18 protein-coding genes are annotated in these 24,266 nt (G+C 59.9%); 9 read left to right on the forward strand and 9 right to left on the reverse strand.

Annotated elements, in window-relative coordinates; translation table 11 throughout:
- The first annotated feature begins 69 nt into the window (after positions 1–69).
- From BM403_RS31625 to BM403_RS20720, 4 genes are all read left to right on the forward strand, one after another.
- Positions 70–306 (forward strand): type VI secretion system contractile sheath small subunit, encoded by a 237-nt coding sequence (locus BM403_RS31625; RefSeq protein WP_139237994.1) that lies wholly within the window; start codon positions 70–72, stop codon positions 304–306.
- A gap of 173 nt (positions 307–479) precedes the next feature.
- Positions 480–1,190: an HPP family protein gene (locus BM403_RS20710; protein ID WP_093544501.1), complete on the forward strand. Its 711-nt coding sequence runs from the start codon at positions 480–482 to the stop codon at positions 1,188–1,190.
- A gap of 141 nt (positions 1,191–1,331) precedes the next feature.
- A complete protein-coding gene (locus BM403_RS20715; RefSeq protein WP_093544504.1) occupies positions 1,332–2,435 on the forward strand; it encodes an enoyl-CoA hydratase/isomerase family protein in 1,104 nt (367 codons plus the stop codon).
- A 3-nt stretch (positions 2,436–2,438) separates the two neighbouring features.
- Positions 2,439–3,587 carry an acyl-CoA dehydrogenase family protein gene (locus tag BM403_RS20720; RefSeq protein ID WP_012724211.1) on the forward strand — a complete coding sequence of 383 codons (1,149 nt, stop codon included), beginning with the start codon at positions 2,439–2,441 and terminating at the stop codon, positions 3,585–3,587.
- A gap of 94 nt (positions 3,588–3,681) precedes the next feature.
- Here the strand turns inward: BM403_RS20720 and BM403_RS20725 are convergent, their stop codons facing one another.
- From BM403_RS20725 to BM403_RS20740, 4 genes are read right to left on the reverse strand one after another with little or no spacing between them, the layout of a single operon-like run.
- A complete protein-coding gene (locus tag BM403_RS20725) occupies positions 3,682–4,455 on the reverse strand; it encodes an enoyl-CoA hydratase (protein ID WP_012724210.1) in 774 nt (257 codons plus the stop codon).
- A gap of 11 nt (positions 4,456–4,466) precedes the next feature.
- A complete protein-coding gene (locus BM403_RS20730; protein WP_093544507.1) occupies positions 4,467–5,594 on the reverse strand; it encodes an acyl-CoA dehydrogenase in 1,128 nt (375 codons plus the stop codon).
- A gap of 9 nt (positions 5,595–5,603) precedes the next feature.
- Positions 5,604–6,788 carry an acetyl-CoA C-acyltransferase gene (locus tag BM403_RS20735; RefSeq protein ID WP_093544509.1) on the reverse strand — a complete coding sequence of 395 codons (1,185 nt, stop codon included), beginning with the start codon at positions 6,786–6,788 and terminating at the stop codon, positions 5,604–5,606.
- 12 nt (positions 6,789–6,800) lie between these two features.
- A complete protein-coding gene (locus BM403_RS20740; RefSeq protein WP_046034170.1) occupies positions 6,801–7,568 on the reverse strand; it encodes an SDR family NAD(P)-dependent oxidoreductase in 768 nt (255 codons plus the stop codon).
- A gap of 200 nt (positions 7,569–7,768) precedes the next feature.
- On the opposite strand from BM403_RS20740, the gene BM403_RS20745 reads away from it, so the two are divergent.
- The 5 genes from BM403_RS20745 to BM403_RS20765 all read left to right on the forward strand — a co-directional run bounded on the left by BM403_RS20745 (position 7,769) and on the right by BM403_RS20765 (position 17,575).
- Positions 7,769–8,662, forward strand: a complete 894-nt coding sequence (locus BM403_RS20745) for a bestrophin family protein (protein WP_093544512.1) — start codon at positions 7,769–7,771, stop codon at positions 8,660–8,662.
- Between the two features lie 76 nt (positions 8,663–8,738).
- Positions 8,739–9,797, forward strand: a complete 1,059-nt coding sequence (locus BM403_RS20750) for a tetratricopeptide repeat protein (protein ID WP_093544514.1) — start codon at positions 8,739–8,741, stop codon at positions 9,795–9,797.
- A 144-nt stretch (positions 9,798–9,941) separates the two neighbouring features.
- On the forward strand, positions 9,942–11,444 hold the full coding sequence (locus BM403_RS20755; RefSeq protein ID WP_093544517.1) for an ATPase domain-containing protein: 1,503 nt from the start codon (positions 9,942–9,944) through the stop codon (positions 11,442–11,444).
- Complete coding sequence (locus tag BM403_RS20760; RefSeq protein WP_093544520.1) at positions 11,441–13,111, forward strand: ATP-binding protein; 1,671 nt, start codon at positions 11,441–11,443, stop codon at positions 13,109–13,111. Before BM403_RS20755 ends, BM403_RS20760 begins: the two co-directional genes overlap by 4 nt.
- 186 nt (positions 13,112–13,297) lie before the next feature.
- Positions 13,298–17,575: a hypothetical protein gene (locus BM403_RS20765; RefSeq protein ID WP_256577192.1), complete on the forward strand. Its 4,278-nt coding sequence runs from the start codon at positions 13,298–13,300 to the stop codon at positions 17,573–17,575.
- Positions 17,576–17,678: 103 nt separating this feature from the next.
- Here the strand turns inward: BM403_RS20765 and BM403_RS20770 are convergent, their stop codons facing one another.
- The 5 genes from BM403_RS20770 to BM403_RS20790 form a co-directional block, all read right to left on the reverse strand.
- Entirely contained in the window at positions 17,679–18,056 is a 378-nt protein-coding gene (locus tag BM403_RS20770; protein WP_046034173.1) for a response regulator, read from the reverse strand.
- Between the two features lie 79 nt (positions 18,057–18,135).
- Positions 18,136–19,329 (reverse strand): hybrid sensor histidine kinase/response regulator, encoded by a 1,194-nt coding sequence (locus BM403_RS20775; RefSeq protein WP_093544526.1) that lies wholly within the window; start codon positions 19,327–19,329, stop codon positions 18,136–18,138.
- Positions 19,323–19,928, reverse strand: coding sequence for a chemotaxis protein CheB (locus BM403_RS20780; protein ID WP_012724199.1), 606 nt, complete (start codon positions 19,926–19,928; stop codon positions 19,323–19,325). The genes BM403_RS20775 and BM403_RS20780 overlap by 7 nt, the downstream gene beginning before the upstream one ends.
- Complete coding sequence (locus BM403_RS20785; RefSeq protein ID WP_012724198.1) at positions 19,925–20,755, reverse strand: CheR family methyltransferase; 831 nt, start codon at positions 20,753–20,755, stop codon at positions 19,925–19,927. The genes BM403_RS20780 and BM403_RS20785 overlap by 4 nt, the downstream gene beginning before the upstream one ends.
- Entirely contained in the window at positions 20,756–24,253 is a 3,498-nt protein-coding gene (locus tag BM403_RS20790; protein WP_043205341.1) for a response regulator, read from the reverse strand. It lies immediately after the preceding gene.
- Positions 24,254–24,266: the final 13 nt, after the last annotated feature.

Consider the following 24,266-nt stretch of genomic DNA (forward strand, 5'->3'; position numbering starts at 1 on the left):
CGCCTGCGTGCGGTATTCATTTACCGCCACAGGTCATGGATTACAACAAGGACGTTGGAGGAGAGCACCGTGCCAGATAAAGTTTCGCTTGATCCCGCTGCTTCCTGGACCCGTGATGGGATGCCTTCGGGCTACCTACCCGTGCCGTCGTTGGATCGATTGATGGGTTTGCGTGATGCCCTGGTGGCGCTGAACGGGCCGCTGGCCAGTGAGCCAGGGCTACGGGAAAACCTGCAAAGACGCTTTTTGGATGAAGACTTCAATAATCGCGTGCTGGGTAAAATGTGCAGCTCGCTGATCGGATAGCCCCTACAACTCAATATTCTTGCATTCAACCCTCATTAATATGCATTGGCGCCCTGCTTCCCAGCCCGGCACACTGCAGCTGTTCCTTCCCCCAAATGTTGGAACGTCCAAAGGGCTTCTCCGGGCGACCAGACAAGCCTTTTTTTTGCCCGCTGTTTATGGACGCCCTTTCAATGCTCGCTCGCTGGTTCCCTGCTGCTATCAACACCCGTCCCACCGAATGGAGCCGTGCCGCGATCGGCATGGCGCTGGGCACCCTGTCCAGTGTCTGGCTATGCGCCCAAGTATTTGGCATGGACGTGGCCCTGCATCTGCTCGGCCCTCTCGGCGCGTCGGCCGTGTTGTTGTTTGCGGTGTCATCAGGCGCTTTGGCGCAGCCGTGGTCGATCATCGGCAGCTACCTGTGCGCGGGTGTCCTGGCGCTGCTGGTGGCTCGCGTCCTCGGGCCTTCCCTGGGCGGCGCCTGCCTGGCGGCGGGCATGACGGTGGTGCTGATGTGCTGGTTGCGCTGCCTGCATCCGCCGGCCGGGGGCCTGGCCATGACGCTGGTGCTGGCCGACCCGGCCTCCGCCGCCTTGGGCTGGTATGAGTTGGGCGCGGTATTGCTGGGCGCCGGGGCCTTGCTGACGTGTGCACTGGCTTACAACAATGCCACGCGCACGCGCTACCCCAAGGGTGCCATCGAGTCCTCGCCGGTTATCTTGAACGATCCCAAGGCCGGTCACGACCCTGCGATCACCGCTGCCGACCTGAAACTGGCGCTGGCTGAAATGGAGCAGTTCTACGATGTGGAGCCTACGGCGCTGGAGCAGTTGATCCACGCGGCGGAGACCCACGCCAGGCGCCGCAGTATTGGTGAGGTGCTGGCCAGTCGGGTGCCTTGAGGCCACCATTCTTTCCCTGCATAAATGCAAAAACGACCTGCATGATTGAGGGTTGTACTGTGCAAATTTGCACTGGTACGATCACACGATGGTTCGTGCGCGAACATCTTGATAAAGAATAATAAAAGCAGGGAGTTATCGATGACTGCTCAGGTTTCAACCGAGGCAAGCCACGCAGCAATACTTCAGGACGAAGTCCTCGCCGAAGTCCGCAACCACATCGGGCACCTTACCCTCAATCGCCCCGCCGGCTTGAATGCCCTTACCCTGCAGATGGTCCGCAGCCTGACGTCCCAGTTGCAGGCATGGGCGGATGATCCGCAGGTGTATGCCGTGGTCCTGCGCGGCGCCGGCGAAAAAGCCTTTTGTGCCGGCGGCGATATTCGTTCGCTGTACGACAGCTTCAAGAATGGCGACACGCTGCACCAGGACTTCTTCGTCGAGGAATACGCGTTGGACCTGGCCATCCACCACTGCCCTAAACCGGTGCTGGCGCTGATGGACGGCTTTGTCCTGGGCGGCGGCATGGGCCTGGTGCAAGGTGCGGATTTGCGCGTGGTCACCGAGCGCAGTCGCCTGGCGATGCCGGAAGTGGCCATCGGTTACTTCCCCGACGTAGGCGGCAGCTACTTCCTGCCGCGTATTCCCGGCGAGCTGGGGATTTACCTGGGCGTGACCGGGGTGCAGATCCGCGCGGCCGATGCGCTCTATTGCGGGCTGGCAGACTGGTACCTGGACAGCCACAAACTGGCCGACCTTGACCAGAAGCTCGACAACTTGAGATGGCACGACTCGCCGCTCAAGGACCTGCAAGGCGCGCTTGCCAGGCTGGCGGTGCAGCAACTGCCAGATGCACCCCTGGCCGCTTTGCGCCCCGCCATCGACCACTTCTTCGCGCTGCCGGATGTGCCGAGCATCGTCGAGCAATTGCAGCAAGTCACCGTTGCCGACAGCCACGAATGGGCACTCAACACCGTCAGCCTGATGCAGACGCGCTCGCCCCTGGCCATGGCCGTTACCCTGGAGATGCTGCGCCGTGGCCGGCGCCTGTCGCTGGAGCAGTGTTTTGCCCTGGAACTGCACCTGGACCGCCAATGGTTCGAACGCGGCGACCTGATCGAAGGCGTACGCGCGTTGATTATCGACAAAGACAAAAGCCCACGCTGGAACCCGCCCACCCTGCATGGGCTGGCGCTCAGCCATGTAGAGAGCTTCTTCCATCACTTCGAGAAGGTTGTGAAATAAGCCATGCAAGACCTTGAATATACAGAAGAACAAGTGATGATCCGCGACATGGCGCGTGACTTTGCCCGTGGTGAAATCGCACCCTACGCCCAAGCCTGGGAAAAAGCTGGCTGGATCGACGACGCCCTCGTGGCGAAGATGGGGGAGCTGGGCCTGCTGGGCATGGTGGTGCCGGAAGAATGGGGGGGTACCTACGTCGATTACGTTGCCTACGCCCTGGCCGTCGAAGAGATTTCTGCCGGTGACGGTGCGACGGGCGCACTGATGAGTATCCATAATTCAGTGGGTTGCGGGCCAATCCTCAACTACGGCTCAGATGCGCAAAAGCAAACCTGGCTGGCAGACCTCGCCAGCGGCCAGGCGATTGGCTGCTTCTGCCTGACCGAACCCCAGGCCGGTTCAGAAGCCCACAACCTGCGCACCCGCGCCGAGCTGCGTGACGGCCAGTGGGTGATCAATGGCGCCAAACAGTTCGTCAGCAACGGCAAGCGTGCCAAGCTGGCCATTGTGTTTGCCGTGACAGACCCTGATCTGGGCAAGAAAGGGATATCGGCGTTCCTGGTGCCTACGCACACTCCGGGGTTCGTGGTGGACCGCACCGAACACAAGATGGGCATCCGCGCCTCCGACACCTGCGCCGTGACGTTGAACCAGTGCACGGTGCCCGAGGCCAACCTGCTGGGTGAGCGTGGCAAGGGCCTGGCGATTGCCCTGTCCAACCTGGAAGGCGGGCGCATTGGCATTGCCGCCCAGGCACTGGGCATCGCCCGTGCAGCGTTTGAGGCCGCCTTGGCGTATGCGCGTGATCGTGTGCAGTTCAACAAGGCGATCATCGAGCACCAGAGCGTGGCGAATCTGCTGGCAGACATGCAAACCCAACTGAATGCTGCACGCTTGCTGATCCTGCACGCCGCACGCCTGCGCAGCGCCGGCAAGCCATGCCTGTCGGAAGCCTCCCAGGCCAAGCTGTTTGCCTCGGAAATGGCCGAGAAGGTCTGCTCCTCCGCGATGCAGATTCACGGTGGGTACGGGTATTTGGAAGATTATCCGGTGGAGCGTTACTACCGGGACGCGCGGATCACGCAGATTTACGAAGGGACCAGCGAGATTCAGCGGATGGTCATTGCGCGGGAACTGAAGAATTACTCATAAAAAAACGGTTTACTCTAACTGTCACACCGCATAAACCCTGTGGGAGGGGGCTTGCCCCCTCCCACATTTGACATCCAGTGTTTGTCAGGCCGGGTTACTTATCCTTGAACTCGGGTGCACGCTTGGCCACAAACGCCGCCATGCCTTCCTTCTGATCCTGCGTCGCAAACGCTGCATGGAACACCCGGCGCTCAAAACGCACGCCTTCGGACAGGCTCACTTCAAACGCGCGGTTCACGCTTTCCTTGACCATCATGCTGATCGGCACCGATTTGCCGGCAATCAGCGTGGCAACTTTCAAGGCTTCCTCCAGCAGCTCATCAGCCGGCACGATACGCGCGACAATCCCGCAGCGCTCCGCTTCTACCGCGTCGATAAAACGCCCGGTCAGGCACATTTCCATGGCCTTGGCCTTGCCCACCGCGCGGGTCAGCCGTTGGGTGCCGCCCATGCCGGGCAGGACGCCGAGGTTGATTTCCGGCTGGCCGAACTTGGCGCCGTCACCGGCCAGGATGAAGTCGCACATCAACGCCAGTTCACAGCCGCCGCCCAGGGCGAAGCCGTTCACCGCTGCGATGATCGGTTTGCGGCGGTTGGCCACGCGGTCGCTGTCGCTGAACAGGTCATCGAGGTAGATCTGCGGGTAGGTCAGCTCGGCCATTTCCTTGATGTCGGCGCCGGCGGCAAAGGCTTTTTTCGAGCCGGTCAACACGATGCAGCCGATGTCAGGGTTGGCTTCCAGGCCGTCCAATGCCTGGTTCAATTCGCTGACCAGTTGCGCATTCAGGGCGTTCAAGGCGTTTGGACGATTGAGGGTAATCAGCCCGACGCGGCCTTGGACGTCGAGCAAAATGGTTTCGTAACTCATGTATCGGCTCCTTAGAGATTGCGTGAGATGACCATGCGTTGGATGTCGCTGGTGCCTTCGTAAATCTGGCAGACCCGCACGTCGCGGTAGATCCGCTCCAACGGGAAGTCGCTCAGGTAACCGTAACCGCCCAGGGTTTGCAAGGCGGCCGAACAGACTTTCTCGGCCATTTCCGAGGCAAACAGCTTGGCCATGGAGGCTTCCACCAGCGCCGGCTTTCCGCTGTCGCGCAGGGCGGCGGCGTAATGCACCATCTGCCGAGCGACCGCGATTTGCGTGGCCATGTCCGCCAGGCGGAAGGCCACGGCCTGGTGCTCGATGATGGGCTTGCCAAAGCTTTCGCGCTCGCGGGCATAGTCACGGGCCGCCTCAAAGGCGGCGCGGGCCATGCCGACCGATTGCGAGGCGATGCCCACGCGGCCGCCTTCGAGGTTGGCCAGGGCAATCTTGTAGCCTTCGCCCTCCTCCCCAAGCCGATTGGCCACCGGCACTTTCACGTCTTCAAACAGGATCTGGCACGTATCAGACGCATGCTGGCCGAGCTTGTCTTCGACGCGGGCCACGGTGTAGCCCGGCGAGTCGGTCGGTACGATAAAAGCGCTGATTCCGCGCTTGCCCGCCGCCGGGTCGGTCACGGCAAACACAATCACGACCCCGGCGTTCTGCCCGGAGGTGATGAACTGTTTGCAGCCGTTCAGCACGTAGTGGTCGCCTTCCAGGCGCGCACGGGTTTTCAGGCTGCTGGCGTCGGAACCGGCCTGGGGCTCAGTGAGCGCAAAGGCACCCAGCATGGCGCCACTGGCCAGCGGCTTGAGGAAGTGCTCTTTCTGTTGGTCGTTACCGAATGTGAGAATCGGCACGCAACCGACCGAGTTGTGCACGCTCATGATGGTGGAGCAAGCGCCATCACCCGCCGCGATTTCTTCCAGGGCCATGGCGTAGGCCAGGTAACCGGTGTCGCAACCGCCCCACTGTTCCGGCACCAACATGCCGAAAAAGCCCAGTTCGGCCATCTCACCGATGGCTTCCTTGGGGAAACGGTGCTCGCGGTCCCATTCGGCGGCAAAGGGTTTCAGGCGTTCCTGGGCAAAGTGCCGGGCCGCGTCGCTGATCTGCAGTTGTTCGTCATTGGGCAGCATCTGGGCTCCTTAATACAGGCATTCGACGGCCATGGCCGTGGCTTCACCACCACCGATGCAAATCGCGGCGACGCCGCGCTTGAGGCCTCTCTGGCGCAGGGCCGAGAGCAAGGTCACCAGGATCCGCGCACCCGATGCGCCGATCGGATGGCCCAGGGCGCAGGCACCACCATGGACATTGACCTTGGCGTGGGGGATTTCCAGCTTGCTCATGGTCACGAGGCTGACCACGGCAAAGGCTTCGTTGATCTCGAACAGATCAACCTCATCCAGGTTCCAGCCGGTCTTGGTCATCAGTTTGCGAATCGCCCCGACCGGCGCCACCGGGAACAGACCCGGCTCATCGGCAAACGCGGCATGCCCATGGATCACCGCCAAGGGCTTGAGGCCACGTTGCTGCGCCTCGGACTGGCGCATCAGCACCAACGCCGCCGCGCCATCGGAAATCGAGCTGGAGTTGGCCGCTGTCACGGTGCCGCCTTCGCGGAAGGCCGGTTTCAGGCTGCCGATCTTGTCCAGTTTGGCCTTGGGCGGCTGCTCATCATGCTGGATGGTTTTCTGTTCTTTGCCCACGGTGACCTGAACCGGGACAATCTCGGCGGCGAAGCTGCCATGGGTAATGGCCTCTTGTGCACGGGTCAACGAAGCAATGGCGAACGCGTCCTGGGCTTCACGGCTGAAACCGTTGTGCAGGGCGCAGTCTTCGGCAAAGGTGCCCATCAGGCGGCCTTTGTCATAGGCGTCTTCCAGGCCGTCGAGGAACATATGGTCCAGCACCTTGCCGTGACCCATGCGGTAGCCGCTGCGCGCACGGTCCAGCAGGTAGGGTGCGTTGGACATGCTTTCCATGCCCCCGGCAATCACCACGTCGACACTGCCGGCCAGCAGTGAATCGTGAGCCAGGATCGCCGCCTCCATGCCCGAGCCGCACATTTTGTTGAGGGTCGTGCAGCGCGTGGCCTTGTCCAGCCCGGCGCCCAGGGCAGCCTGGCGCGCCGGTGCCTGGCCGAGGCCGGCGGGCAGTACGCAGCCGAACAGCACTTCATCCACGGCATCGGTGGCGATACCGGCGCGCTCGACGGCGGCACGAATCGCGGCGGAACCCAGCTGCGGCGCAGTCAGGCTCTTGAGATCGCCCTGGAACCCGCCCATGGGCGTGCGCACGGCGCTGACAATAACGATAGGATCAGTCATGCGGGTTGCTCCTTACTTCGCAGCCATGCGCAGGGCGCCGTCGAGACGGATCACCTCACCATTGAGCATGCTGTTTTCGATGATGTGCCGCACCAGCGCGGCGTATTCGTCGGGTTTGCCCAGGCGTGGCGGGAACGGCACACCCGCCGCCAGGGAGTCGCGGACTTCCGGGGTCATGCCAGCCATCATCGGCGTTTCGAAGATGCCGGGGGCGATGGTCATCACGCGAATGCCAAAACGCGCCAGTTCACGTGCGGCAGGCAGGGTAAGGCTGGCGATGGCGCCCTTGGACGCGGCATACGCCGCCTGGCCGATCTGCCCGTCAAACGCCGCCACCGAGGCGGTGTTGATGATCACGCCGCGCTCGCCGTCGGTATTCGCCTCGGTTTCAGCGATAACGGCGGCCGCCAGGCGCAACAGGTTGAAGCTGCCGATCAGGTTGACGTTGATCACCTGGGCAAAGCTCGCCAGGCCGTGGGGGCCGTTCTTGCCGAGGATTTTCTCGCCACGCACCACGCCGGCACAGTTGACCAGCCCATGCAGGCCGCCAAAGGCTGCGACGGTGGCCTGCACGGCGGCTTCGGCCGCCGCTTCCTGGCTGATGTCCGCGACGCAGCTGCGGGCATTGTCGCCCAGCTGCTTGGCCTTGGCGGCCACGGCATCGGCATTCAGGTCTACCAGCATCACCTTGGCACCCGCAGCGATCAGCATCTCGGCAGTCGCCGCACCGAGGCCCGAAGCACCGCCGCTGACCAGGAAGATCTTGTTTTCAATCTGCATTGTTGTTTCCTTGAACGGTCCGAATCGTCGAAATAGTCGCCCCGCAGCGCTGTAGCGGCAATGGTCAAAGCCCTCAACCTGGCTGACTGTTTTGGCCAGTCATCGAGCTCGCCGATCAACCGGTCGGCCCAAGCGATTGGACGGCTGGGGTGCTTGCTTCTAACCTGATGGCCTGCGCCACTCACGAAGCCCGCCCCTGAATGATAGTCCGCCCCAAACCCAACCTGCTGGGCATCCTGTTTTCCCTCAAGGGCTCGATCGCCAAGCGCATCGCCCTGCGCAGCCTGCTGGTCACCTTGCTGGCCTCGGTGATCGTGCTGGTGGAAACCCTGCACCCGGCGTATTTCTCCAAGGTCAATGCCACGCCGTTCACGTTGCTGGGGTTGTCGCTGTCGATCTTCATGAGCTTTCGCAACAACGCCTGCTATGACCGCTGGTGGGAAGGTCGCAAGCAACTGGGGCAGATGATCATCGATGTGCGCTCGTTGATTCGCGAAACCCAAGTGCTCAGTGACCCGGCCGAACGTGCGGGGTTGCTGCGCAGCCTGTGTGGCTTCGCGCATGGCCTGATCGCGCGGTTGCGCCACGAGGATGAAGCCCAGGCAATACAGCCTTGGAGCACGTTCCAGCCGAACCACCCCAACCTCCCCGACAATGTCCTGCAACAGGTGGGGGCCCGGTTTTCCGCGTTGGCCGCGAAAGGTGCGATCAGTGAATGGCGCTACACCCAGCTGGAAGCGCGACTGGTCAGCCTCAGTCAGGTGCAGGCATCCTGCGAGCGGATCAAAAGCACGCCACTGCCCTTCCCCTACACCCTGCTGCTGCATCGCACCATCTACCTGTTCTGCATCCTGCTGCCATTCGCCATGGCTGAGCCGCTGGGCTGGTTGACGCCGGTGTTCACCGCCATCGTCAGCTACACGTTTTTCGGGCTGGATGAAATCGGTGATGACCTTGAGGACCCGTTCGGCTTTGATGAGAACGACCTGCCCTGCAATGCCATCCTGCGCACCCTTGAGCGCGAAGTACTCGCGGCCCTCGGTGAAACCGAGCTGCCGCCGACGCTGGAACCGGTGGAATACGTGCTCACCTGAGAGGGGTTTGACACTCGCCGTGGTCTGACCGAAGCTGGTGGCTTTGTATTAGCTGCCTTAGCTTTCGGACGCCTGCATGTCAAAGTCACGCCGTTACTCCATCATCGGCCTGTGCGCCCTGTTGTTGATTGTGCTGTTCACTTGGTATTTCTCTCGGTCCACCCCAGTGGCCGTGCCTCCCGCCATTGCCCACTGTTACGCCAAAGCCTTGAAACAGGCGCATAACGGTGAGCCTGGGGCGGCGCGCGTGTTGTATCAGCAGTTAGGCCGCCCAGACCTGACGCCCGAGCGCCGGGTGGCGCTGCATGCCGAGCTGCCCAACTACCCCAGCCCCCAAGCCTTGAAGCTGGCCGACAAAGACTTGAGCAGCGATTCACCCCAGGTACGCGAGGCCGCCATCCACAGTATTGTCGGCCTGGTGCCGACCGGTCAGCGCACACTGTTGCTCGGCCCGGTGCTGGATGATCCTGAACAGGAAGTACGGTTTGCCGCCGCCAATGCGTTGCTGGGCTTGTCGCCCGACACCTTGGGCCTGTATTTCGGGCCCTTGCAGCAAGTGCTGGATGAGTTTGTGAAAAAGCTCAAGGCCCAGCCCGAAACCGCCGAAGGCTGGATTCAGCTGGCGCGTCTCTACATCCACAGCGCCCTGTTGCCGGACGCGCAACATGCGCTTGAGCAGGCCATGCGCTTGCAACCGGACAACCTGCAAGCCGTGGTAGCGCAGATCGAACTCCTCGACAAACAGGGCAAGTCCGAAGAGTCCCGCCAATTGCTGGCGCGCCAACTGGCGGCGCACCCTGAATCAGCCTACCTGCAACACGCCCTTGGCCTGTGGCTGTTGCACCATGGCGAACGCCCTTACGCACTGCTGGGCCTGTCGAAAGCGGTGGAGCTGGAGCCGGACAATCAGGACTACCGCTACGACCTGGCCACCACCCTGCACGCCCAGCAGGAATTGGAAGCGGCCCAGCGCCAGTTGGAAGAAATCATCCAGCGCCACCCGGCCAATCGCAAGGCGCGGGTGCTGCTGGTCAATTACTGGAAGGAAAGCGGCCAGTTGCAAAATGTCCAAGTGTTGCTCGCGCAACTTGAGCAACAGAACCCGGACGACCCGGCATTGCAGCAGGGCTTATAGCGTGGCCACCATTTTTGTAAAACGTGGCCTCGCGCTCATTTCCCCAGTAAAAGGTTGAACCGCCGCAAAGCACTACGGTCAAGAGAATATGGCGCGTCCACATGGCCGCGCATCCTCTACTCGTATGTGACCTGAGGGCACTTCTTGTCTACATCCAAAGCGCAACTATCCGAAAAAGCGGCCATTGGCATTGAAGGTCTCGATGACATTCTTGCCGGTGGACTCTCGCGCAGCCACCTGTTCCTGCTGGAAGGTGAGCCCGGTACCGGTAAAACCACGGTCGCCCTGCACTTCCTGCAGGCGGGGGCGAAAAGCGGCGAGCGATCGCTGTACATCACCCTATCGGAAACCGAGCGCGAGTTGCGTCAAGGTGCCACGTCTCACGGTTGGGACCTGGATGACAACATTCATATCTTCGAACTGACGCCGCCGGAAAGCCTGCTCAACGCCGACCACCAGCAAAGCCTGCTGTACTCCTCCGACCTGGAACTGGGCGAGGCCACCCGGCAGATCTTCGAGGTGGTGGAACGGGTGAAGCCGACCCGCGTGGTCATCGACAGCCTTTCGGAAATCCGCCTGCTGGCGCAAAGCTCCCTGCGCTATCGCCGGCAGATCCTGGCGATCAAGCACTACTTTGTGCGTTACGACGCCACCGTCCTGTTGCTGGACGACCTCACCACCGAATCCCTCGACAAGACCGTGCACAGCGTTGCGCATGGCGTCATCCGCCTGGAAGAGCTGACCCCCAACTATGGCGCCGAGCGGCGCCGGGTGCGTGTGGTGAAGTACCGCGGCCAGAAATACCGGGGCGGCTTTCATGACTTCACCATCATGCAGGATGGCGTCCATGTGTTCCCACGCCTGGTGGCCGCCGAGCATCGCGGGGGCTATAAACGCGAGACCTTGAGCAGCGGCATTGCCGCGCTGGATGCGTTGATGGGCGGCGGGGTCGAGACCGGCTCCAGCAGCCTGATTCTCGGCCCGGCCGGTACCGGCAAGTCGCTGATCTCGATGATCTTCGCCGCCGCTGCCGTGGAGCGCGGCGAAAAAGCTGCACTGTTTATTTTCGATGAAGAGCTGGGATTGTTGTTCGAACGCATGAAAAACATGGGTATCGACCTCGCCGCCCTGCAGGAAACCGGCAACTTGCTGATCGAACAGGTCGATGCCGCCGAGTTGTCGCCGGGCGAGTTCTCGCACCGGGTGCGGCGTTGCGTCGACGAACGCGGAATCAAAACCGTGGTCATCGACAGCATCAACGGCTATCAGGCGGCAATGCCCGAAGAAAATGCGCTGATCCTGCATATGCACGAACTGCTGCTGTACCTCAATCGCCGGGGCGCGGCGACCTTTATGACGGTCGCGCAACACGGGCTGGTCGGTGATATGCAGGCCCCCGTCGACATCACCTATCTGGCGGACACGGTGATCCTGCTGCGCTACTTCGAAGCCTTGGGCAAGGTGCGTCGAGCCATCTCGATCATCAAGAAACGCACCGGCACCCATGAAGCCACCATTCGCGAATACCGAATCGGCAGACAGGGCATGACCGTTGGCGAGCCCCTTGATAACTTCCAAGGCGTGTTGCGCGGCATACCGACCTACATGGGCGCAGGCTCCCCTTTGCTCAAGGATGAGGGGGTGTGACGGCGCTCTCTCCCGTCTCCGAGCGTGCGATCGTCCTTGCGCCAATGGGCCGTGACGGGTCGCTGGCGTTGATGATGCTCAACGAGGCTGGCTACGCCGGCGTCACTGTCGGCAGCCTGGTGCAACTGTGCGAAGCGCTGGAGCAAGGTGCAGGCTTACTGATCATTGCAGCTGAAGCCTTGCGCGGGGTTGATCTGGAACCCTTGCTGGAGTACTTGCATCAGCAGCCGGCCTGGTCGGATTTGCCGATTGTGCTGATGACCCATCACGGCGGCAGCGAACAGAATGGCTCATCCCACTTGAGCGGCTTGTTGGGCAACGTGACGTTTCTGGAGCGGCCGTTCCACCCTGTGACGTTGATCAGCCTGGTGAGTACCGCCCTGCGCGGTCGGCGCCGTCAGTACGAAGCACGTGACCGCCTGATTGACTTGAGCGAGAGCGAACTGCGCTTGCAGCGCACGCTGGAGACCCTCGAACAGCAAGTCGAAGAACGTACGGCGCAATTGCGCAGCAATGAAGAAGCCTTGCGCCAATCGCAGAAAATGGAAGCCGTCGGCCAATTGACCGGCGGCATCGCCCACGACTTCAACAACATGCTCACCGGCATCATCGGCAGCCTGGAATTGCTGCGCAGGCGTGTATCCCGGGGCAAGTTGGACGATCTGGACAGCCTTATCGACCTCGGTGTGACCTCGGCCAACCGGGCGGCGGGCCTCACCCATCGACTCCTGGCGTTTTCCCGTCGCCAATCACTGGATTCAAAACCCGTGGGGATCAACCAACTGGTGTTCTCCATGGGCGAGTTGTTGCAGCGCAGCATCAACGAGAGCATTACGCTGGACATGCGCCTGGACGACCAGCTCTGGACCGCCGAAGCCGACCCGAACCAGTTGGAAAGCGCCCTGCTCAACCTGGTTATCAATGCGCGAGACGCGATGCCCGGTGGCGGCAAGCTCACGGTCGAGACCGCCAATCGCCATCTCGACAATGTGTTCACGGCGGCCTATGGCACCCTGAAACCCGGTGACTACGTGGAATTGAGCGTCAGCGACAACGGCTGCGGCATTCCGGAAAGCGTGATGGGCCGCGTGTTCGATCCGTTTTTCACCACCAAACCGATTGGCCAGGGTACCGGCCTGGGGTTGTCGATGATCTACGGGTTTGCGCGCCAATCCCGTGGCCACGTGACGATCCACAGTGAAGTGGGAAAAGGCACCACGGTCAGCCTGTTTTTGCCACGGTTTGTCGGTGAAATGGCAACGCATGAAGCGGTCAACCCGACGTTATTGCCATTCGCCAACGCGGGCGAAACGGTGCTCATCGTCGAAGATGACCCCGCCGTGCGTGTATTGGTCAGTGCGGTGCTCAAGGAACTGGGCTACGCCTTTGTCGAGGCTGGGGATGCCGATACGGCGCTGCCGATCATCGAATCCGAGCAGCGTATCGACTTGATGATCAGCGACGTTGGCTTGCCCGGCATGAACGGCCGACAGCTGGCGGAAATCGGCCGGCAGATCCGACCGGAACTCAAGGTGCTGTTCATTACCGGGTATGCCGAGCACGCCGCCGTACGGGGAGGTTTTCTGGACCCTGGCATGCAATTGATCACCAAGCCGTTTACCTTTGACCTGTTGACGGCGAAGGTCAGGGAGATGATTCAGGCGTGATGTAGGTTGTGTGACGTCAACCACCAGGCGGGCAATTTTCGAGCGTGACCTGAAGGAGGTAAAAGACAGAAACAAAAATACGGTTCAGAACTGGAATCATAGGGGCGCTTGAGGCACGTAAAGTTACCGCTGGGAGTTAGAATTTTTCCCGGCAGACTTTAATCCTGACGATTGAGCCGCCGCCCTATGAGCATTTCCAGCAGTTCTGTACGTGCATTCCCTTCCCCCGTTCGCCTCGAAGCCCCCGCCACCGAGGTTTCGGCCATAGTAGGCGTGGTATCGGAACCTGCCGGCCCCCCATTACCCACCGCTACTGATTCCCTACGCACCAAGAGCGACGCTGAACTGGCGCAAAACTACGCTAAAGCGTTGTTGGGGTTTACGGGGGCTAAGGTCAACGACAACGCCATCATGGTTGATGTCCCTCCGGGCTCGACGTTCGGCCAATGGTGGACTCAGTTGGGCAATGCTGCTCAATCTCGGGATTTTGTTGAATGGCGGCGATATGTCAGAGCCCTTCCAGGATCGATTGAAATTCTGCCGAAAACCGGTCAGATCAGCTACAAGGTAGCGCCGGATGTCTCGCTCACGGCGTCTATGCAGAAGCGCGGTAGCGAGGACCCGCGATGGTCTGCTGCCAGGGCGTCGTTAGTGGATGCAGGTCTGGTCATATCCGACAAAAACATGCCTTTCCCGCTGCCATCGCCTGATTCCCCCGACCGTGCGCCCGCTTGGCTGGTTGGGCGCTTCTACTTTGAGCAACAACAAAACACAGCCTTGGAATTTCAACAACGTTCGGCTGAACTTGAACAGGAAAAGACTTTTGGTTTACTGGACCCGGCTCATTTCCCTGGCGTTCAGGAGCAGCGTAGCGAGGATGCCTTAGACAATCAGAAAGTTGCACTTGGCAACATCAACAACCGGCACGACGTGGCGGTGTCGCTCAAGCACCTGGTTTCAGTTTTGGAGACTGGCAACCTGGAGGTTTCGGAGATTCCCAAGTATTTGCGTGATACCACCTTCACTGTTCATCCCGACTCGTCATATGAACGGGACAGGGGGCTGTCGGAAGGGGAAGCCGTCAGCCTGCAGGACTTTCTTGAGTACCACGGCTTTGATAGTCCAGTCACCGCAGAGGATGCGCAGAACCTCAGGTCGTTGCTCCTCGCGCCGGCACCCCGCAGCCCGATATACGGCAACTACGGAGGTGCAACGTCCTGGCCTCGACCGCTTGACGAGGGGGCGCAACGGCAACTGTCTGCGTTCTTGCTTTACGGTGATGTCGGCAACCTGAACCTGGCGTCCACCCGCTGTGTGCTGGAGTCGTTGATGCGGGGTATTGCGTTTGAACCGTCCGAGCTGCGTAACCCGCAGCAAGTGCTCGACCGAATCATCCAATCGCCGAAGGGGCAAGCGTTGGGCGAGGCGATCAAAGCCAGGTTTGACGCGCTGTCGGTCTCCGGCAGCGCCAATGACTGGTTGATGGCCGCCTTGAACCTGCAGTGGCATGACGCGCCCGAAGCCGCCCGCTCAGCACTGCCGGCAAAGCATGTCGACGGCTTTGACTTGGCCGGGCAGCAGCTCAAAGGCCAACCGTTATCCAAAACCGCCCAGAGCGTGGCCGATTACCTTTATTTCCAAACGCGCCGAGCCTCAACCCCCGAAAAAGCATTGATCCAGGCCCACTTGCTGTTGGCCTCAAGGGCGCCGGAGTTACTGGTGAAGGATATTCCTCCGACGGTCACCCATGGCTCCATCGTCCACGTCAACTTCAGTATTGCGGTGGCGCGCATTGAGGCTGAGGCGCCTGGTCGCGCCGCGACGATGACATACGGGGAGATCATGTTGAATGCGCAGATCCAGCCAGTCTCGGCGGCTCAACGCCAGATCGAATACATCGCGCATCATGAAGCGCTCAAGGAATGGGGCATTACCAATAGCATCGTCCCCCAGGTGACCTCGCCGGAAGACATGAACACAGTGGCTCAGGCCTACAACGAGCAACTCATCGAATTGAGACACGCATCCGAGGCACAAAGCGCGCCTGTGCCGGCTTCCCGCAGGGAAATCGCCTTGGCGGAGTTGCGCAAGGTTTTGGGCGATGATGTGCGCCTGGAGCTCAAATGCATAGTGCTCGCCACTTACGATAAAGATCGGCCGGGGCCCTACTCGATACTGGACCTATATATCGAAGGCATGCTGCAAAACCCTCCGATGCGGCCCTATCATCCTCGTCTCCCCGACAGATCCAAAACGCCTAACAGCTGGGTGCTTGAGCCTTATACGCCCCCAAGCAGAAGCCCAGGCCGCTCTGAAGCAAACACACCCAATTTCACGATTGACGGTGTATTGAGCAAGACTCAATCGCTGAGGGATGTCAATCAACAGTTCCATGTTGAATTTGCACAATTCGGCCAGGCCCTTGATAAAAGCGTCGCCACGCAAGTCAAGAACCTGATATCGCAGTTGCCCCTGGAAGACCGCAAAAATATTGAATACGGGAGTCTATCGCTCTTCCGGGAATTTAAAGGCACGACGCGTGTTGGCCAGGGTCAGATGATCTTCCGGGCGATGTCGGCAGGCAACCCTGTCCTGTTGAAAGTGGTGCGTGACGGGGTTTCGCACACCTACGAAGTGAACGTGCAAAAGAACACGCTCGAAAAGCGCCGGGACCTGGGTGACTTCCAACCGGGTTATCAACCTGGGCTGGGTATTGAAGGGGGCGAGCGGCGAAACATCAACACGCCCTACACGGACATGGTACCGGTCACGCTTTCCATCCGCGATGAAAGCAAGCCCAATCAGCGAGAGCAGCTCGCACACGCGAAAACGGATACGGGCGGCCCGCTGAATAGCTTTTCCAGCCCCAGAACGTCAGCCATCGGTGCCACGGTGGCCAAGGTCACCAGCTTCTGGCAAGCGCTGGAAACCGAGGCGCGAGGGGTTACCACCGTTGAATCCGAAGTGCCCTTTTACAAGAAATTCAATGAATTCGTTCTTAACCTGATTCCGCTCAGATCAGCCATCAAAAACTTTACCGATGGCAATATCGGTGAAGGCATCGTCGACTTGTCGCTCGACATATTCGGCATTCTGACGGCAGGTGCAAACGTCGTTGGTAAAGCCGCGAAAGTTGCAAATGGCACCCTGTCAGCCGGTGGTAAGGCGCTGCGCATTACAAAGACCCTGGGGCGTGGAACGCTCAGCTTGATCAACCCCTTGGACGGCGCAACCGACTTACTGCGAGGCGCTGGGCGCGGCGCGCGAAACGTGGCGAGGCACATCATTGCTGACGTGGGCCAGGATATCCGGCAGTTACGAGGCGCGAGGGCGAGCTATGACATGGTGAGCGCGAGTAAACAGTTCGATCGCGCTTCAATCGGCACATTCAAACTTGACAGCGATTTTGCAGAGGGGGCCGCGGTCTTTAAAAATAACAACTGGTACGCCTACAACCCCATTACCCGGCAACCCTATGGTCCCGCGTTAAACGATTTCCTGCCTTCAGCACGCTTAGAGGCGGGTTCTTTCGCAACGTGGGCGACCGCGAGCGATGGTCGCCGGAAGATTGAGGACTCCCTGATTGAAAACTGGGGGAAAAAAGTGGCGAAACATCGCAATGGTCCAGAAAGCGCTGATTTTGATGAAGGCTATAACACTGGAACATTACAGAGTGTGAAAGGTTTATCCAGCGCTAAAAGTATCAAGGATCTGATGGAACTGGCCAACAAACAAACGTTGACGGCAAAGCAGCTGGGGACTCTGGTCAGGAAATACGATGATATTGCCTATGCGTTCGGCCGAAAAGCGTCGGCGCGTTTCATCAGCGTTATAGAACCTGGCTTCGGCAAGGTCGTCCCTATCCCACAAGTTATCTACCTTTCCCAAACCGCTCAACTGTCTGACGGACAGTGCGCCGCTCTTTCACGGGCCATGGCGAGCGCTATCGAGCAAGGGAAGGAAAAAGTGCTGATAAGAAATATGTACACCGCTGCCGCTTTCCCCAAAGCTCCCGCCTCCAGGCAGTTTATGAAAACGCTGAATAAGCTTCAAATCCAAGTGGGCCCGAAGACTGCTTTCCATGCGGGGAAATCTACCCGGCAGCTCTCCTATCAAGACATGGTAAATGAACTCGCCAACTCTACCGTTTCAAAATCAATCATGATTGATTCTCCCCGCCATGCAATGGCCGCCGGTATCAAAATAGAGGGCACGGAGAAGTCATTTTATTTTTATGACCCCAACTTGGGTATCGCGACCTTTTCGAGTGCCGATGCCATGGAGGCAGGCCTGAAAAAACTCTTTCACGATAAAAAGTTGGGGGCGAGCTATAGAACCCACAGCAATGATCGTAACAAGCTGGAATTTAAGGTCTTCGATCATGATGACGAATGGCAGGTGAAAAACAGTGTCTTCAGTCCAGAGCTCAAAAAACTGTATGACGCCCCTATCACATCGTCCTAAGCATCACGGACGCTTTGGAACACGGCGCTGGAAGGAAATCCGGACAGTCTGAACCCACTCGGTTCCCGAGAAATGAGCGGAGCCCTGGTTGGCTCCGCCATGTTTAAGACAACAATCGCTGGATATGCTCTTGCAGCGTATCCAGATCAAACGGCTTGGCCAGGATAGGCGCATTGCGCGTGATCGGGCTGTTACACTCGAGGATTTCCTGCGGGTAGCCGCTGATGAAGATCACTTTCAGTTCAGGCCGTAACATGATCGCAGGCTCGGCGATCTGCACCCCGGAAATCCCACCCGGCAGGCGGTAGTCGGTGACCATCAAGTCCAGGTGCGGCTTGGTCGCCAGGATTTCGAAGGCCTGCTCCCCATCAATCGCCTTCAACACCCGATAGCCCAGGCCGGCCAGGTACTCACCCAGCACAAACATAATGGATTCGTCGTCCTCGACGATCAGAACGACATCTTGCGCATCTTCACTCATGGGAAGCCTTTGTTCGGTCAATTGCTGCAATTACGACCATGGGGTCACGCAGAAGGTTGCGTCGAAATGACGATTGATTTCATGCCGACGGTTCAAGGGGCAGGCACACCCGAAACAGGGCGCCCTCGCCTATCTGGCTTTCGACCTCGATGGTGCCGCCATGGGCTGCAACGATCTGCTCGGAAATAAACAGTCCCAGGCCCAGGCCTGCGGCCACCTGACTGGCGGACACACGCTCGAACTGTTGGAAAATACGTTTCTGGTTGTCTTCGCTGATGCCGATCCCGTGGTCGCGCACTTCCACGCGAGCTTCGCCATGTTCGCTGTACACGCGCACCTCCACCGGGCTCTTGGCCCCGTAGCGCAGGGCGTTGGTCAGCAGGTTCGTGACCACCTGCTCAATGCGGAACTCGTCCCAGTTACCTTCCACAGGGCCGTCCACAATCAGCTGCATGGACGATTCCGCAGCCGCCACTTGCGGCGCAAAGTTCTCTACCAAGTTGCTCACCAACTGCGCCAGGTCGAAGCGCGCCGGGCGAATGGACAGCTTGCCGGTGCGAATGCGCGACACATCCAGCATGTCTTCGATCAGGCGGATCAGGCTCTGGATCTGCCGCTCATCGCGGTCGACCATAGCGTGCATCTTGTCGAGGGCGAACGCCGCGGCGTTGTCCCGCGCCAGGTGCATCTTGCGCAGTTGGGTCTCGAGAATCAGGCCATTCAGGGGCGTACGCACTTCGTGGGCGACGATCGACATGAAGTCGTCGCGCATACGTACCGCCTGTTCCAACTCGGCCTGGGTGGCCTGCAGGCGCGTGAGCAGCAGTTCCTGCTCGCGACGGCTGCGCTCCAAGGCTTCGACTTGTTGCTTCATCGCCTTGCTCTGGCGATACAGGTCGACGAACACGTTGACCTTGCTCTTCACCGCATGGATATCCAGCGGTTTGTGCAGGAAGTCGACGGCGCCGCTTTCGTAGCCTTTGAAGGCGTAATTGAGTTCGCGGCCGGCGGCGCTGACGAACACAATCGGGATGTTCTTGGTTTTCTCGGTACCGCGCATCAATTCGGCCAGCTCGAACCCGTTCATGCCGGGCATCTGCACGTCGAGGATCGCCATGGCGAACTCGTGCTCCAGCAACAGGGACAAGGCCTCGTCGGCGCTCAATGCCTTGAACACCTGGCGGTCCTCGCGCTTGATCAGCGCTTCGAGGGCCAGCAGGTTTTCCGGCAGATCGTCGACGATCAGCAGTTTGGCCTGGACAGTACTTAACATGGGGAATATTCCAGGGAAGCCAGCAATGAGCCAATGCGGCTCAACGTCAGAATGTGGTCGGGTGTGTGCAGCGCCAGCGCAGCCCGGGGCATGACGTCGACACGTGCTTCAGTGGGGTCTTGCACCACGGTGGTTCCACCCTGTCGCTTGACGTAGGCCAGGCCCCGGGCGCCATCGTGGTTGGCGCCGGTCAACAGGATGGCCATCAGGCCTTTGCCGTAGGCTTCGGCGGCGGACTCGAACAGGAAATCAATGGCCGGTCGCGAATGGTGCACGCGGTCTTCCTGGCTCAGCGACAAGCTGCGATCCTGCTCCACCGACAAGTGATAGCCGGGACCGGCAAAGTACAGGGTGCCCGGCTTGAGCGTTTCCTTGTCGCGCGCCTCCACCACCGGTATGGCGACGCGCCGGTCAAATACCTCGGCTAATTGACTACGGCGCTCGTCCGGCAGGTGCAATACGGCGACGATAGGCAAGCCGAAATCTGCCGGCAATTGGCCAAATACAATCAGCAACGCCTCTACGCCACCGGCGGAGGCGCCGATGACTATAGCCTCTATACCCCGGACCTTTGCCGGGCTGGCAGCCGCTTGATTCATAGTTTTCGGTAGATCCGTTCCTGTTTGACCAAGGGTTCGAACTGCTTGCCGTACGCGGAGAAGTCCAGGGTTTCCTTGCTGCCCAGCACCAAGAAGCCGCGATGACACAGCGACTCATGAAACAAACCAAATGCGCGATCTTGCAATTTTTTATTAAAGTAAATCAATACGTTACGGCATGAAATTAATTGAGTTTCTGAGAATACGCTATCGGTCGCCAGGCTGTGGTCGGCGAAGGTGACATTCTCGCGCAACGTTTTATCGAAGATCGCGTAATCGTAGGCCGCTGTGTAGTAGTCGGCAAATGAACGTTGGCCGCCGGCCTGCTGATAGTTGGCGGTGTAGGCGCGGACGTTCTCCAAGGAAAAGATGCCCTGCTTGGCCTTGTCCAGCGACGCCGGGTTGATATCGGTGGCGTAGATGATCGTACGCTCCAGCAACCCCTCTTCGCGCAACAGGATGGCCATGGAGTACACCTCCTCGCCCGTGCTGCAGCCGGCGATCCAGATCTTGATCGACGGATAGGTCTTGAGCAGCGGCACCACCTCCTGGCGGATCGCAAGGAAGTGCGACGGGTCGCGAAACATCTCGCTCACCGGAATCGTCAAGAACTGCAGCAACTGCATGAACGCCGCCGGGTCGTGCAGCACGCGCTCCTGCAAGGCGGAAATCGTCGCGCAATCGAACTGGCGCAACGCATGAGCCACACGGCGCTTGACCGACGCCCCGGAGTAATCCCGGAAGTCATAGCTGTACTTGAGGTAAATCGCCTCGATCAACAGGCGCAGCTCAATGTCGCTGCTTTTTTCCAAAAAACTTCGCTCCACTTAAATGCGTTCCATCTTCGGTAGCCATACGCGAATGAGTGAGAACAGACGATCCAGATCAATCGGCTTGGCCAGGTAATCGTTGGAACCGGCCGCCAGGCAACGTTCCTGGTCGTCCTTCATGGCCTTGGCCGTCACCGCGATGATCGGCAGCTTTTTCCAGCGCGGGTCCTGGCGGATCAAGGCGGTGGCCTCGTAACCGTCCATTTCCGGCATCATCACGTCCATCAGCACCAAGTCGATATCGTCGACTTCATTGAGTTTGTCGATGGCTTCACGGCCGTTACGGCCGATCACCACCACCGCGCCCTTGTGCTCCAGGGCGCTGGTCAGGGCAAAGATATTGCGCACATCATCGTCCACCAGCAGGATTTTTCGCCCCTCGAACACCTTGTCGCGGCTGCGGGCGGTCTTGAGCATCTTCTGGCGGTCATGGGACAGCTGGGATTCGACTTTGTGCAGAAAGAGTGTGACTTCGTCCAACAGGCGCTCCGGCGAGCGGGCACCCTTGATGATGATCGAGCGCGAATACTTGCGCAGTTCGGCCTCTTCATCGCGAGTCAGGTTGCGCCCGGTGTAGACGATCACGGGCGGGAACGAACAGATGTCCTCGGTGGCCATGCGCTTGAGCAGCTCGTTGCCGAGCATGTCCGGCAACTTGAGGTCGATGATCATGCAGTCGTAGGCATTGGTACGCAGCAGGTCTAGGGCTTCCTGGGCAAAACCGACGGCGGTGATCTCGATGTCATCGTCGCCGATCAGGCGGGCAATACTGTCGCGCTGCAGGTCATCGTCTTCCACCAGCAGCACGCGCTTGACCTTCTGGGTCAGCTTGGCCTCCAGGCGCGCAAACACGTCCTTGAGCTCTTCGCGGGTGGTGGGCTTGACCGCATAGCCAATGGCGCCCATGTGCATGGCGGCTTCGACGCGGTCTTCCACGGAAATCACATGCACCGGGATATGACGGGTGTTGGCGTGCTCTTTCAGGCGCTGCAGAACAGTGAGCCCGGAATGGTCCGGCAAGCGCATGTCCAACAGGATGGCGTCGGGAATGTATTCCTCGGCCAGGCTGTAGCCTTCGTCCGCGCCGTGGGCCACCAGGCAGTGGTAGCCCAGTTCATGGGCCAGGTCGAAGAGGATACGGGCGAAATTCGGCTCGTCTTCCACCACCAGAATGCAGCGCGTGGTAAACGGGGTCTTGTCGCGGTCGTCGGCGAAGCGCGGAATCAGCTTGGCGTCGGCCACCGGCAACGGTGACACCTTGACGGGGACCGGTGCGGGTGCCATCACCACTTGGCGCGGCGGTTCGACAGGGGCGGCGTCTGCCTCGCGCTCGACATACTGCTCCGGCAACACCAGGGTAAAGATACTGCCCTTGCCTGGCTCGCTGGCCACACTGATGTAGCCGCCCAACAGCGCCGCCAGGTCGCGGGAAATCGACAGGCCCAGGCCGGTGCCGCCATAACGGCGATTGGTGGTGCCGTCGGCCTGGCGGAAGGCTTCGAAGATGCTTTCCTGCTGGTCCGGGGCAATGCCGATGCCGGAGTCGCGAACCGTGAAGGCAATGCCCTCCCCCGGTGCACGCGACACAGAGAGGCTTACGTCGCCCTGCTCGGTGAACTTGATCGCGTTGGACAGCAGGTTCTTGAGGATCTGTTCCAAGCGCTGGCGGTCGGTAAACAGCATGGTCGGCGAACCTTCCTGCACGTCCACTTGGAAGCCCAGCTTGCGATCGGCCGCCAGCGGTTCGAACATGCCGCGCAGGCCGTCTACCAGACGCGCCACACTGGAGTTTTCCGGGCGTACTTCGAGCTTGCCGGCTTCCACCTTGGAAATGTCCAGGATGTCGTTGATCAGGTTGAGCAAGTCATTGCCGGCGGAATAGATCGATTCGGCAAACTTGACCTGCTCGGCGCTGAGATTTTCCTGGGGGTTCTCGGCCAGCAACTTGGCCAGGATCAACGAACTGTTCAGCGGCGTGCGCAGCTCGTGGGACATGTTGGCGAGGAATTCGGATTTGTACTTGCTGGAGCGCTGCAACTCTTCGGCACGGTCTTCCAGCTCGAGTTGGGCCTGGTTGAGTTCGACGTTCTTGCGGTCCATGGCGTCGCGCTGCTCGGCCAGGGTCTGCGTCTGTTCGGCGAGTTGCTCGTTGGTCTGCTCAAGCTCCGCTTGCTGGGTTTCCAGGTGAGCCTGGGACTCCTTGAGGATGCGCGACTGTTCCTCCAGCTCTTCGTTGGCGGTCTTGAGCTCTTCCTGCTGCACTTGCAGCTCTTCGTTGAGCTGCTGGGTCTCGGCCAGCACTTCCTGCAGGCGCTGGCGATAACGGGCGGCCTCGATGGAGGTGCCGATATTGCCGGCGATCAGTTCCAGCAGCTCCTCGTCGCGTTCTTGCAGCGGCCGCAGGAAACCCAGCTCGAGCACGCCATTGACGCGATCATCATCGCTGGTGGGCATGACCAGCACACTGCGTGCAGCACCCTCACCCAGGCCGGAGCTGACCTTGAAGTAGTCCACCGGCACATCGTCCAGGCGAATCAGGCGATCCAGCTGGGCCGCTTGGCCAACGATGCCTTCATCACTGTAGATCGCTTGCTCACGCTGTTCCTGCTCGCGGGAGAAACCGTAGGTGGCCACGCGCTTGAGGCCGCCGTGCTCTTCGCGCACATACAGCGCGGCGACGACCGAGCCCATGTATTGGGCAAAGAATTGCAGGATATTGCGGCCCAGCATGTTCAGGGTCAGCTGGCCGAGCACCTGTTCAGCCAATTCAGTCTGGCCATTGCGCAACCAAGCCTGTTGCTCCAGCCGCCGCGCGATCTTCTGTTGGGACGCGAGGTTTGCGCTGTAACTATCTGATAAAGAAACTAAATTCTTACGACCAATGTAAGCCAGAAAGCCACTCAAACCGAGTACAAAGGCCAGGTACAGGGTGACGCTGATCACGGTGGTGCGGGTGACTTCTTCATTGCGGGCGATGCGGAACTGCTGTTCCATCGCCACCGCATCGTCATATTCCTTGCGGATCTCATCGGTCAGGCGCTTGCCGCGGCCGGCCTTGACCGCACTGCGGTAGTCGCCACTGCTGCGCTGCATATCAATCATCGACTGGGCGTAGTTGTTCCACTCGGCCTGCATGGCCTCCAGGCGTTTGAGACGGTCCACTTGCTGCGGGTTGTCCGCCACCAGTTCCTGCAAATTGCGCAGGTCGGCAATGATTCGCGGCTTGGCCACTTCGTAAGGGTCGAGGAAATGCTCGTCACCGGTGATCAGGAAGCCGCGCATGCCGGTTTCCAGGTCCACCGTCAGCTTGGACGACTCATTGAGGTTATTGATAACCCGGTCGGTGTGTTCCACCCACTGGATGACCGACAGCAGGTAGGTGATCAATACGACGAAAAATACAGCACTGAGCACGCCCACACCCAGGGGCAACGCCACGTTTCGGCTCAGTAGTGTACGGAAGCTCTTTTCATCGACGGACGAAGCGGGAGTCATGGGCATGCCTTGG

Origin of the sequence: Pseudomonas sp. OV546, from assembly GCF_900116845.1 — a bacterium.
In the GTDB taxonomy this organism is placed as follows: Bacteria; Pseudomonadota; Gammaproteobacteria; order Pseudomonadales; family Pseudomonadaceae; genus Aquipseudomonas; species Aquipseudomonas petroselini.

Excerpts from the sequence above, each read along its gene's own strand:
- BM403_RS20790 (WP_043205341.1), bottom strand. The coding sequence starts at position 24,253 with ATGACTCCCGCTTCGTCCGTCGATGAAAAGAGCTTCCGTACACTACTG.
- BM403_RS20740 (WP_046034170.1), bottom strand. The coding sequence starts at position 7,568 with ATGCAGATTGAAAACAAGATCTTCCTGGTCAGCGGCGGTGCTTCGGGC.
- BM403_RS20765 (WP_256577192.1), top strand. The coding sequence starts at position 13,298 with ATGAGCATTTCCAGCAGTTCTGTACGTGCATTCCCTTCCCCCGTTCGC.
- BM403_RS20745 (WP_093544512.1), top strand. The coding sequence starts at position 7,769 with ATGATAGTCCGCCCCAAACCCAACCTGCTGGGCATCCTGTTTTCCCTC.
- BM403_RS20780 (WP_012724199.1), bottom strand. The coding sequence starts at position 19,928 with ATGAATCAAGCGGCTGCCAGCCCGGCAAAGGTCCGGGGTATAGAGGCT.
- BM403_RS20750 (WP_093544514.1), top strand. The coding sequence starts at position 8,739 with ATGTCAAAGTCACGCCGTTACTCCATCATCGGCCTGTGCGCCCTGTTG.
- BM403_RS20720 (WP_012724211.1), top strand. The coding sequence starts at position 2,439 with ATGCAAGACCTTGAATATACAGAAGAACAAGTGATGATCCGCGACATG.
- BM403_RS20715 (WP_093544504.1), top strand. The coding sequence starts at position 1,332 with ATGACTGCTCAGGTTTCAACCGAGGCAAGCCACGCAGCAATACTTCAG.
- BM403_RS20730 (WP_093544507.1), bottom strand. The coding sequence starts at position 5,594 with ATGCTGCCCAATGACGAACAACTGCAGATCAGCGACGCGGCCCGGCAC.
- BM403_RS20710 (WP_093544501.1), top strand. The coding sequence starts at position 480 with ATGCTCGCTCGCTGGTTCCCTGCTGCTATCAACACCCGTCCCACCGAA.
- BM403_RS20725 (WP_012724210.1), bottom strand. The coding sequence starts at position 4,455 with ATGAGTTACGAAACCATTTTGCTCGACGTCCAAGGCCGCGTCGGGCTG.
- BM403_RS20735 (WP_093544509.1), bottom strand. The coding sequence starts at position 6,788 with ATGACTGATCCTATCGTTATTGTCAGCGCCGTGCGCACGCCCATGGGC.
- BM403_RS20770 (WP_046034173.1), bottom strand. The coding sequence starts at position 18,056 with ATGAGTGAAGATGCGCAAGATGTCGTTCTGATCGTCGAGGACGACGAA.
- BM403_RS20775 (WP_093544526.1), bottom strand. The coding sequence starts at position 19,329 with ATGTTAAGTACTGTCCAGGCCAAACTGCTGATCGTCGACGATCTGCCG.